Annotated in this window: 9 protein-coding genes; 4 read left to right on the top strand and 5 right to left on the bottom strand. The window is 53.6% G+C overall.

Going from position 1 to position 10748, the window contains the following annotated elements; translation table 11 throughout:
* Positions 1–419: 419 nt before the first annotated feature.
* The 3 genes from rpsF to Q0683_RS04000 are packed head-to-tail and all read left to right on the top strand — an operon-like array spanning position 420 to position 3344.
* On the top strand, positions 420–764 hold the full coding sequence (rpsF, locus tag Q0683_RS04010) for a 30S ribosomal protein S6 (protein ID WP_298616021.1): 345 nt from the start codon (positions 420–422) through the stop codon (positions 762–764).
* Between the two features lie 40 nt (positions 765–804).
* Positions 805–2424, top strand: coding sequence for an ABC transporter substrate-binding protein (locus tag Q0683_RS04005; RefSeq protein ID WP_298976411.1), 1620 nt, complete (start codon positions 805–807; stop codon positions 2422–2424).
* A gap of 50 nt (positions 2425–2474) precedes the next feature.
* Positions 2475–3344 carry an S-methyl-5'-thioadenosine phosphorylase gene (locus Q0683_RS04000; RefSeq protein WP_298615985.1) on the top strand — a complete coding sequence of 290 codons (870 nt, stop codon included), beginning with the start codon at positions 2475–2477 and terminating at the stop codon, positions 3342–3344.
* 11 nt (positions 3345–3355) lie between these two features.
* On the opposite strand, the gene Q0683_RS03995 is transcribed toward Q0683_RS04000, so the two are convergent.
* From Q0683_RS03995 to Q0683_RS03975, 5 genes are all read right to left on the bottom strand, one after another.
* Positions 3356–7393 carry a GAF domain-containing protein gene (locus tag Q0683_RS03995; protein ID WP_298976408.1) on the bottom strand — a complete coding sequence of 1346 codons (4038 nt, stop codon included), beginning with the start codon at positions 7391–7393 and terminating at the stop codon, positions 3356–3358.
* Positions 7394–7575: 182 nt separating this feature from the next.
* Complete coding sequence (petJ, locus tag Q0683_RS03990) at positions 7576–7914, bottom strand: cytochrome c6 PetJ (protein WP_298615990.1); 339 nt, start codon at positions 7912–7914, stop codon at positions 7576–7578.
* A gap of 99 nt (positions 7915–8013) precedes the next feature.
* Positions 8014–8541, bottom strand: a complete 528-nt coding sequence (psbV2, locus tag Q0683_RS03985) for a photosystem II cytochrome PsbV2 (RefSeq protein ID WP_298615993.1) — start codon at positions 8539–8541, stop codon at positions 8014–8016.
* A 30-nt stretch (positions 8542–8571) separates the two neighbouring features.
* Positions 8572–9063, bottom strand: a complete 492-nt coding sequence (psbV, locus tag Q0683_RS03980; RefSeq protein WP_298615996.1) for a photosystem II cytochrome c-550 — start codon at positions 9061–9063, stop codon at positions 8572–8574.
* 21 nt (positions 9064–9084) lie between these two features.
* Positions 9085–9288, bottom strand: coding sequence for a translation initiation factor IF-2 (locus tag Q0683_RS03975; RefSeq protein ID WP_298615998.1), 204 nt, complete (start codon positions 9286–9288; stop codon positions 9085–9087).
* A gap of 141 nt (positions 9289–9429) precedes the next feature.
* Between Q0683_RS03975 and Q0683_RS03970 the strand changes: the two genes are divergently transcribed.
* Positions 9430–10719: a glucose-1-phosphate adenylyltransferase gene (locus Q0683_RS03970; protein WP_298616000.1), complete on the top strand. Its 1290-nt coding sequence runs from the start codon at positions 9430–9432 to the stop codon at positions 10717–10719.
* Positions 10720–10748 lie beyond the last annotated feature (29 nt).

Here is a 10748-nt window from a genome sequence, read left to right as displayed (position 1 = left end):
TCAGACTCTCGACGCAAATCCTATCGAACCGGCGCGTGAGAGCGGACGTGAACCATGCAACCGCACCGGCCTCCTCGCCTTCTCAGGGTGGATTTTTCTTTGCCGACGGATCTATTCAGATGGACAAACCCTTGATTTTTGCGTCGAATCCGCCGGAGTTGCTCTGGGAGGGGGTTTGAGCATTTTTAATCATCTCGTAGAAAATAATTTACCCCCCCTTGCAAAGGATCCCTCGGAACAGGGGGGTGCAATCCGCTCAGGGAGAGGCTCTATTAAAGATGCTCTTGCTTTCCTTCGGGGAAGCTGATTCAAGGGAAACTTTTCTCCTTGCCAAGAATGGCAAACTGCGGTGCTAGAATTGTAAAGCCTTGCTTTTTGCATCTGTCAAAAGGCCATTTGTCCGAAGGGAGTTGACCGCAATGATTACCCGCAACTACGAAACGCTTTACATTATTCGTCCCGACGTGGGCGAAGAACAACTGGAACAAACTATTAACCAATTGCGCACGTTTTTAGAAGAACAGGGCGCCACGAAGCTGAAGGTGCAAAATCGCGGTAAGCGTCGGTTTGCCTACCCAATTAAGAAACTGCGGGAGGGTTACTATATCCTCATGACCTACACTGCTCCTGGGACAGCGATCGCCCCCCTAGAACGCGCTATGCGTCTCAATGAAAACATTCTCCGCTTCATGACGATTGTCCTAGAAGCAGAGACCGCCACCGAAGAACCAGAGGAGGAAAATCCTGTTCTCGCCCGCGCCTAGGACAGCACACTGACTGCAACTCATCTGCAAAGGGGGCATCATGGCACCATCTTCCAGCTCTTGGATGTGCGATGGCGTACCTAAAAACGGTAAGGCCTACCCCCATGCCGGTGGTGCCCACCCACCCCATGAAAACTTCGGCCCCGATTGTGTGATATGTGGACTGCCCCGTGAGGCCATGAATCCGCTGGGTGGGACTGGGGCAACTGGGGCGGGAAAATCGAAAGTGCCGTTAGTTTCTGTGGCCCTTGGGGTGGCCTTATTATTCGTGGGGGGCATCGGCTTTCTGGGGTATCGCATCTTTGTGGGCAGCCGCAACGGCAATACTTTACTTCCGACGGCAGGCACCGGCAGCGGCAACCAATTGGTGAGCAAAACCACTGCTCGCAACACGGCCTACATCAGTCAAGGGGAGCGCATCCTCATCAGTGAGCCGAATCCCCAGCGAGCAGCCCTCAAGCAGGAGGCAGCCCTTGCCTTTGATCGGGGAGATTGGGCACAGGCGATCGCCAAGTATCAAGAACTGGTGAAGATGGATCCCAATGATCCAGAGGCACGGATTTATCTGAACAATGCCCGTGCCCGCCAAGCCGGTACGCCGATGACGCTGGCCACCGTGGTTCCCATTGGCACTAGCCCCGACACTGCCAAGGAAATCCTGCGGGGAGTAGCCCAGTACCAAGAGCGCTTCAATGCCGCTGCCCCTAGGCGTGCTCTCGAAGTTGCCATTGTCAATGAAAACAGCCCTAACGGCGTGATCAGTCTAGCCGAGGATTTGATCAACAGTTCCATCCAGGGGGTACTGGGTCATGGCACCGATGCCAATAGTCGGGCGGCTTTACAGGTTTATGAACAAGCGGGGATTGCCGCCCTTTCTCCCCTGACCACAAATGTCACCCCCCAAGGGAACGGCAAGGTGCAGGTGCAAACCCTTCCTCTGAATGAAAAAGGGCGGCAACTGCTGAATACCTACCTTGACAATGCAGCGAATACCCTTGCCGAAGCCGCCGCAAAAAAAGTGACCAATGCTAAAGTGGCGGTGCTGTACAACAGCGATAGTCCCTATAGTAATGAGTTAAAGACCAAATTGGTGGCAGCCTTACCTCGGTTTGGTGCGCAGGTGGTGCAACAGATTGATGCAGCCGCTGCTGGCTTTAATGCCAAGACAGCGATGACTACAGCGCAGCAAGCGGGAGCCAATGTGGTGATTTTAGCCATGAGTCGAGCACGGGTGAATGAGGCTGTTGCCTTTGCTATTGCCAATCAAACCCAGACAACCCCTGTGCAATTGTTTGGGAGTGATCAACTCTATAGCCCGGATTTGCTGATCAAAGGGGATAGCGCCATCAACGGCATGATTTTAGCAGTGCCTTGGAGTACTAACCCCGGTGATCCTTTTGCTCAGCAGGCTGCCCAGGCTTGGCGGGGGCAGATTAGTTGGCGTACAACCACTGCCTACGATGCAACGCAGGCGCTAGCTCAAGCAATGGCTCAAGGGGGCGATCGCGCCAGTACCCAACAACTGCTTCGCCAAGGAGTGCAAATTCAGGGGCAAACCGTCAGTGGGACGTTTGATCGGGTTCCTCTGGTTCAGGCGGCACCCGGTCCCAATGGCCCCAAGGGGTCCAACTACCAGTTCAACGCTCTCAGGAGCATCTAAACCTCTTCAAGAATGCTAAGCTATTGCCCGTTGGTATTTTAGGAATCTCCATGACTGCAAAAATTGGCATTATCGGCGGCAGTGGTCTCTACAAAATGGACGCCCTTACCGATGTCGAAGAGGTGCGCTTGACCACTCCCTTTGGCGATCCCTCCGATGCTTTTATCTGCGGCAAGATTGCTGGGGTTCCTGTCGTCTTTTTGGCGCGCCATGGCCGTGATCACCGTTTGCTGCCGACGGAGATTCCCTTTCGTGCCAACATCTATGGGTTTAAGTCCCTGGGGGTCGAGTATCTGCTCTCTGCCTCGGCGGTGGGTTCCCTACAAGAACAGGTAAAGCCCCTCGATATGGTTGTGCCAGATCAATTTATTGACCGTACCCGCAACCGCATCTCGACGTTCTTTGGCGATGGCATTGTAGCGCATGTTGGTTTTGCCGAGCCGGTATGTCCTGCCCTGGCCGGCATTCTGGCGGATGCGATCGCCGATCTCAACTTGCCCGATGTCACTCTCCATCGTCAGGGCACCTATGTGTGTATAGAAGGTCCTGCCTTCTCCACGCTAGCAGAGTCCAACCTGTACCGCCTGTGGGGCGGCACTGTTATCGGCATGACGAATCTACCGGAGGCCAAATTGGCTCGCGAAGCAGAGATTGCCTATGCAACGCTGGCGCTTGTAACGGACTACGACTGCTGGCACCCAGAGCATGACTCGGTAACGGTGGAAATGATTATTGACAACTTGCAGCGCAATGTCAGAAATGCCCAAGCCATTATTTGCGAAACCGTCAAACGTCTTCATGCCAATCCGCCTGCCTCTAAAGCCCACCGTGCCTTGAAAAACGCGATTCTCACTCCCCTTGACAAGGTACCCGCCGCAACCAAGGAGAAACTCCACCTACTCTTGGCAAAGTATCTCTAGGTTAGAGACTCTCAGCCCTTCTGATCACTGTCAAACCCAAGGGGGTTCCACAGTTGCGGATAGGTGGTCTTGGGACTGAGACAGCGACAGCGGCTGAGGGCAGTGGCAAGGTCTTCGATCTTAATCGGTTTACTGATGTAGTCATCCATGCCCGCCGCAAAGCAGCGCTCGCGATCGCCCGCGAGGGCATTCGCCGTCATGGCAATAATCCAAGGGCGTTGACCAGGAGGCCATTGGGCACAAATGCGTTCAGTGGTCTCAAGACCATCCAGCTTGGGCATTTGCACATCCATGAGCACAACATCATAGGGGCGCTGTTGGAGGGCTTCAAGTACTTCGAGGCCATTGGCTGCCACATCGGCACGGTAACCCAGCCGCTTGAGAATATGCAACGCCACCTTCTGGTTAACAGCATTGTCCTCGGCCAGGAGAATCCGCAGCGGGAAGCGACTGCCCAAGGTGGGATCAATGCTTGTTGTTGTCAGGGCAGGCTCACTTGCCGATTCCCTGCTGAGGGTCTTAATCAGAGTTTGACGTAGGGTGAGGGGGCGGATTGGTTTGGGCACGTGAGCCGTGATCAATTCCTTGCGGCTAGCGGTCTGCAGCCAACTCAGAGGAGTGAGCAGGATAATAGGCTGTTGCTTGAAGCCATCCCCTGATTGCAATCGTTCTGCCAACTGAAGCCCCGTCATTTGGGGCATATTCAAATCAATGACCGCCAAATCCCACTGGGGCGGTGCCTCCAGAACGCAGTGCGGATCACCATACCCGACAGGAATCATACCCCAGTTTTGTAGCAGTGTGCAGAGATTCTCACGGCTGGCCGCATTGTCATCCACAACCAAGACATGCTTGCCTTCTAAGGCAGGGTGAGCCGCCGGCGGCACATAGGGTTTTTGCCCTTGGGCGAGGATCGTAAAGGTAAATGTTGTGCCCTGACCCTCAACACTCTCAACACACATATCGCCGCCCATCAACTGACAGAGGCGCTTGCTAATGACCAGCCCTAACCCGGTACCGCCATACTCGCGTGTTGTGGAGGCATCCACTTGGCTAAAGGGTTTGAAGAGCCGATCTAGGCGATCGCTGGGAATACCAATGCCCGTATCCTGAACTTGAAATTGGAGAAAATCCTTACCCTCTTGCCTGGCCACTCCCACATGCACCACCACTTGGCCTTCGTGGGTAAACTTAATGCCATTGCCCACCAAGTTCACGAGAATCTGCCGCAGCCGTGTCACGTCCCCTCTGATTTGGGCAGGAGTTTCCGGCGTACAGGTGTAGAGTAACTCTAACTCCTTCTCCTCGGCTTTGCTGGCCAATAAACTCAGGACGTCCTCTACACACTCGCGTACATCGAAGGGCTGCTGCTCTAGTACCAACTTGCCCGATTCAATTTTGGAAAAGTCAAGAATGTCGTTAATAATCGTTAATAATGTCTCACCGGCCTGGTGCAGGGTTTGCAAAAAGTCCCGTTGCTGCTCATTGAGGGGCGTATCTAAGAGCAAGTTGGTAAAGCCCAAAACAGCATTCATCGGTGTGCGGATTTCATGGCTCATGGTGGCCAAAAATTCACTCTTGGCACGGTTGGCGAGTTCCGCTTGCAGGCGCGCCTGTTCAAGTTCTTGGTTTTGCTGCGCCAGCAATTGTCGCTGCTGCTGTTCGTGGCGCAGGAGTTCCGCTTGGGCGATCGCAATCCCTACTTGAGCGGCCACCGCCTCTAGAAGTTCGATTTCCTCAGGGGTCCACTGTCGCCGGCGATCGCACTGGTGCAGGCCAATAATGCCGTTGGGCACTCCTTTATAGGACGTACGAATGGCCAGCATGGACTTGATTTCAAACCGGCGGCATAGTTTCTCTGCATTGGCTAGGAGAGGATCTTGGGTCACATCATGGGAAACAACGGCGGCATCACTTTCTAGGACTTTCAAGGCGTGGGGGTTATTTTCCACAGGAATATTCACCCCTTTCATTGAGGGGTAGCCCGGTTGCAAATATTCCGCCACATCGGGAATACACGGCGGTGGTCCCGGCTCGTAGCGGTGAATCAAACAGCGACTGACCCCAAAAGCACGACCAATTTCGATGACAGTTGTCTCAAAGATGGTTTCTGGATCGAGGCTCTGGCGAATCTGTTCGGTGATTTGATTCAAGAGCAATGCCCGCTGCATTTGCTGCTGTAGTTGCTGACGCTGGCGGGTCTCCTGTTCGAGCAGTTGCACTTGGGCAAGGCCAATCCCCACTTGGGCCGCTACGCTCTTGAGCACACTTTTAATAGCCTCTGTCCATCGTCGGTGGCGATCGCACTGGTGCAAAACGAGTAACCCATTGGCTTGATTGCGATAGGCTGTGCGAACAATCACCGCAGACTTCACACTCAGGGCTTCGCAGTACTCATGGAGGGCAATCAGGCGATTGTCGGTAGTGACATCATCGCAGCTAAAGACTTCGTCCGAGGCAAAGACCGACTCCAAAAATGACCCCCGTATCTGTGCCAAATCAAGGTCGCACTCATTGACGGAGGCCACCCCCGGCGCACAATACTCCGCCACCAGTTCCATGGGTGAAGGGGCATTCTCTTGATACACAAATAGGAGGCAACGACTGACATTCAGGGCCGTCCCCACCTGCTGGACGGCTGTGCGACAAATGTGTTCGCGCTCGATTTGCTGGCGAATTTCCTCGGTAATACGGTTGAGAATCAGCGTGCGTTTTACCTGCTGTTGTAAAAAGAGCTGTGCCCGCTGCCGTTCAGTGACATCACTTTGAATGCCGATGTAGTGGGTAATTTCACCAAATTCGTTATAAATCGGTGAGATGGCAAGCTCGTTCCAAAAGGGCTGGCCGTTTTTGCGGTAATTGCGCAGAACCACCCGGCAGGATTGGCCTTTTTTAAGCGCATTACGAATTGCTTCGGCCCCCGGTTGATGGCGATCGCGCCCCTGAAGAAAGCGGCAATTTTTGCCAATGACCTCCGCCAAGCGATAACCGGTGATGCGTTCAAAGGCAGGATTAGCATAGATAATGGGATTATCCGGTTGGCGGTAGTCGGTAATTACAATGCCATTGGTACTGGCAATAATCGCTCGCTCCCGCAGTCGCAGTTCCGCCTCAATTTTTTTCTTGTCGCTAATATCAATGGCCAACTCCAAGAAGCCAATGAGTTGCCCTTGACCGTCATGAATGGGGGTGACAGAAAGGGATACAGGAAAGCGAGAGCCATCCCGTCGTACCAGTGTCCACTCCTGTCGATCTGCCAAGCCTCGTCGTGCCCGTGCCACGAGCGTCTCAAACCCCCCAGGGATGGATTCCCCCAGTTGGGCACTTAAAATCTGAGCGTATCTTTCCAGCTCTTGGGGATCATGGAAGCGTTCTGGAGTGGCTTGACCCGCTAATTCTGAGGCAGGATATCCCAGCCATTCTTCGGCAGCTCGATTCATGAGCGTAATGATGCCATCCGGGCGGGTAACAATGATGGCGTGATTACGACTGTTAAAAATAGCCTCCTGTAGGCTACTCAGCCTCTGGATATGGGCTAGGTGCTGCCGGGTCACCTCCAAGTGGCGGCGAAGCTCCAGTTCGTTGACGACTTGCCGACCGAGGGTGCGCAAGGTTTGCTGTTGAACTGGTGTTAGCTCACGCGGCTGGTAGTCCACCACACAGAGGGTGCCAATGCCGTAGCCACGGGGAGTTATTAAGGGCATCCCGGCATAGAAGCGAATATAGGGTGGCCCTGTGACAACGGGATTATCGGCAAAACGTGGATCAAGACGGGCATCGGGGACAATCACCAACTCTGATTGCAAGATCACATGGGCACAGAAGGCAATGGAGCGGGGGGTTTCACAAATCTCAATGCCCACTTTCGACTTAAACCATTGCCGCTCGCGATCAATGAGGCTGATGAGAGCAATGGGGGTTTGGCAAATGGCTGCTGCTAAATTGGTAATCTCATCAAAGATTGGTTCCGGAGGCGTATCTAAAACTCGATACTGCTCAAGGGCACGTTGCCGTTCCGGTTCATTTGCTGGCAATGGAGCAGCAGGCATAGCCCAAAAGTCCCGCCTTTTCGTTGCAGAAAGTCTTCTCCCATTATATGAATTGCCTAGGGTCTCAAGAGAATTCTCTCGTAGGCGGCAAGTCCGCCCTCTCTCTCTGAAGGCGGTGACAATAAAAAGGGTGTAGAACCCCTGCCTACACCCTCGCTGAAATGACTAGGGGCAGTGTGCTCTTAGCCTGCCCACCCCTTGGCCGCCTGATCCATCACATAGGCAGCCACATCCCGAATTTGCTCCTCGGTGAGACGACCGCCAAAGGCCGGCATGGCGTTTTTACCGTGCTGCACTTGGTAGATAATGGCCTCCTCGGAGTACATGCCATATTGCTCAAGCGCTTCTTTTTTCAAGGTTTTGTTAGCCATCACCACATTGCCGCCACCCATATGGCAGGCTGCGCAGTTGCCGCTAAAGACCTTAGCGCCGTTGGCCAAATTAGCCGCGAAGGCGACAGGGGTAAGGCTGACAAATAGAGCGCTGGCGATCGCGAAAATGCGCATGAGTAGCTTTTTCAAGGGAGTTCTCCTTTCCTAGAATGCGTCAGGGTCTGGGTAAAGTGCCAAAAATCAAGGGGTGTAAGACTCACCAAAAGTTAGTGTAGCAAAGTTCCCAATCTAGGGGGCGCTGTCTGGAAAGCGTTCTACGCCCCAACCGGGAGCCACAGCGGCTGCTCGCAAAATAAAGGCAGCTAACGCCTCAAGCTGTTCCGTCGTTAACCAGTCCTCACTTACGCGGCGGCAGGAATAGCTTTCTTCACTGCCATCGTAGGACATGGGCGATCGCTGGAAAGCAACGAGGCTGGCAATCGTATCCCGTGGCGGTGTTGCCCCCTTTAGATCTTTTAGGGAAAGTGACACCAAAGGATTGGGTAACGTGCTGCCACCGACATGACAGTTTTTGCAGTTTTCCTCAAAGAGCCGCTTGCCACGGGTCAGATCCGCTGCTGTGAAGGTTTTGGTCTCACCGCGATCATTGAGGGGTAATTCAACCGTGTCCGTTACCTTGAGGTATTGGATCACATAGTTATCTACCCCGGCGGCTGCCAGTGCCGTTGCCGGCGCGATCGCCCAGCCCAGCAGCAGAATCAAAAGACCGCCGCAAAGCCAGCCGAGAGACCGTTGCCAAAAGTGAGGTTGGTACATGGGTATTGGGAAAATCCTTGTTATGGGTCATCAATAATAAACTTTGCCACCGCCCCATTTATCCCCCAAGATTTTGGGTTCAACGAGGATGTAGCCGGCGATCGCCCCCAAGTCTTTCTCCGTCAGGTTGCGCATTTTCGGGAAAATGTCGGCACTGCGCAGACTGGGGTGAACCTCCGCAATTTCTTGCTCACCGTCGTAGGTGGTGGGGTTCTTCATGTAGTCCACTAGGCCTTCAATGGTATCCCGTGGCGGCGTGGCGAGGGCGAGGGTTTCTGTGCGCAAATCCAAGCTGGGGTTCGTTTTGGTGATCCCCCCCACATGACAGGAGGCACAGGCATACTGGAAGAGGCGCTTACCCTCTAGGTATTGTTTTTCCGTCAGCGTAATTGTTTTGCCCTCACTGTTGAGGGGAACGGTCAAGACTTCAGGGGTCAGTTGAGCGGCCAGTGCTGTGCCCGTGGCCAGTTGCCAGAGGCAGAGGCAGAGAGCGACCGCAAGCCAAACGCATTTTTTTAACATAGTTCTCCCAATAAGCAGGTCTTACGATTGCGGTGTATCTGGTTGATCCTTGGTGGGGACAGAGTTCGTTAAAGCCAAAATAATGGCTTTGGCATCCTCAAGGGGCAAGCGTGTTTGCGGACCGCTATAGCGAATACCAAGGCGATCGCACCATGCACAGACCGTTTCGACCGACACGCCGTAGTCCGCTGCCAGATCGGCGATCGCAATATCCACGAATCCCATGTTGCCCCTCCCCGCTTGGGATCAAGACCAAGTATCATTATCATGCCATTGCGCAGCTTCTTTACCAAAAAGCCACCCCTTTACAAAGACAAGTACCGGCACGGCGTACACTGTTGATGTGGCCATTAGATGGAGTTGTCCATGAAACGAGTCTTGGCAATTATCCTAGGGGGCGGTGCCGGCACGCGTCTCTATCCCTTAACCAAGCGTCGAGCCAAGCCTGCGGTTCCCCTTGCTGGCAAGTATCGCCTCATTGATATTCCTGTGAGCAATTGCATTAACTCCGAAATCAACAACATTTACGTCCTGACCCAATTCAACTCCGCCTCCCTCAACCGCCATATTGCCCGTACCTATACCTTCCCCGGCCTGACGGGCGGCTTTGTCGAAGTCTTGGCAGCCCAACAAACTCCAGAAAATCCCAACTGGTTTCAAGGCACCGCCGATGCCGTGCGACAGTACCTGTGGCTGTTGGCTGATTGGGATGTTGATGAGTACCTCATTCTTTCGGGAGATCACCTCTACCGCATGGATTACCGGCTGTTTGTGCAGCGTCACCGCGAAACGGGTGCTGATATTACCCTCTCAGTGTTGCCCGTGGATGAAAAGGCCGCCTCTGGCTTTGGCTTGCTCAAGGTAGATAGCACAGGCCGAGTCATTGACTTCCGCGAAAAGCCCACGGGGGATGCTCTACGGGATATGCGGGTGGACACAACCCGTTACGGGCTTAGTTTGGAGGAAGCCCAGCGCAAGCCCTACATTGCCTCGATGGGGATTTATGTCTTCAAGCGGCAAGTACTCATTGATTTGCTAGAACAGATGGCCGATGCCACTGACTTTGGCAAGGAAATTATCCCCGCTGCTGCCCGTTCTCATCTTGTCCAGACCTACGTTTTTAATGGGTATTGGGAAGATATTGGGACGATTGGAACCTTCTACGAAGCCAACCTTGCCCTCACCCAACAACCGCAGCCGCCCTTTAGCTTCTACGACGAAAACGCGCCCATCTACACCCGTCCGCGGTACTTACCCCCCAGTAAGATGCTGAGTTGCACAATTACGGAATCCATTATCAGTGAGGGCTGCATCCTTAAAGAATGCCAAGTCCACCGTTCCGTCTTGGGGGTGCGATCGCGAGTGGAATCGGGGTGTGTTATTGACCATTCCCTGTTGATGGGAGCAGACTACTACCAAGATTCAGCGCAGCGCCACCAGCTGACTCTGCAACACAAAATCCCCATCGGCATTGGTGCCAACAGTGTGATTCGCAAGGCAATTGTGGATAAAAATGCCTGCATTGGCCACGATGTCAAAATCATCAACAAAGACCATGTTGAAGAATCCAACCGTGAGGATCAGGGATTTTATATTCGCAGCGGTGTCGTGGTGATTCTGAAAAATGCCGTGATTCCCGATGGTACCGTTATCTAAACCATAAGGAAGTTTGAATTGGCAAGCGG

The organism is uncultured Thermosynechococcus sp., from assembly GCF_938074695.1.
GTDB lineage: Bacteria > Cyanobacteriota > Cyanobacteriia > Thermosynechococcales > Thermosynechococcaceae > Thermosynechococcus.
This window is presented reverse-complemented; position numbering and strand designations above follow the sequence as displayed.

Coding starts and splice junctions, on each gene's coding strand:
- rpsF (WP_298616021.1), top strand. CDS start 420: ATGATTACCCGCAACTACGAAACGCTTTACATTATTCGTCCCGACGTG.
- Q0683_RS04005 (WP_298976411.1), top strand. CDS start 805: ATGGCACCATCTTCCAGCTCTTGGATGTGCGATGGCGTACCTAAAAAC.
- Q0683_RS04000 (WP_298615985.1), top strand. CDS start 2,475: ATGACTGCAAAAATTGGCATTATCGGCGGCAGTGGTCTCTACAAAATG.
- Q0683_RS03995 (WP_298976408.1), bottom strand. CDS start 7,393: ATGCCTGCTGCTCCATTGCCAGCAAATGAACCGGAACGGCAACGTGCC.
- psbV2 (WP_298615993.1), bottom strand. CDS start 8,541: ATGTACCAACCTCACTTTTGGCAACGGTCTCTCGGCTGGCTTTGCGGC.
- psbV (WP_298615996.1), bottom strand. CDS start 9,063: ATGTTAAAAAAATGCGTTTGGCTTGCGGTCGCTCTCTGCCTCTGCCTC.
- Q0683_RS03975 (WP_298615998.1), bottom strand. CDS start 9,288: ATGGGATTCGTGGATATTGCGATCGCCGATCTGGCAGCGGACTACGGC.
- Q0683_RS03970 (WP_298616000.1), top strand. CDS start 9,430: ATGAAACGAGTCTTGGCAATTATCCTAGGGGGCGGTGCCGGCACGCGT.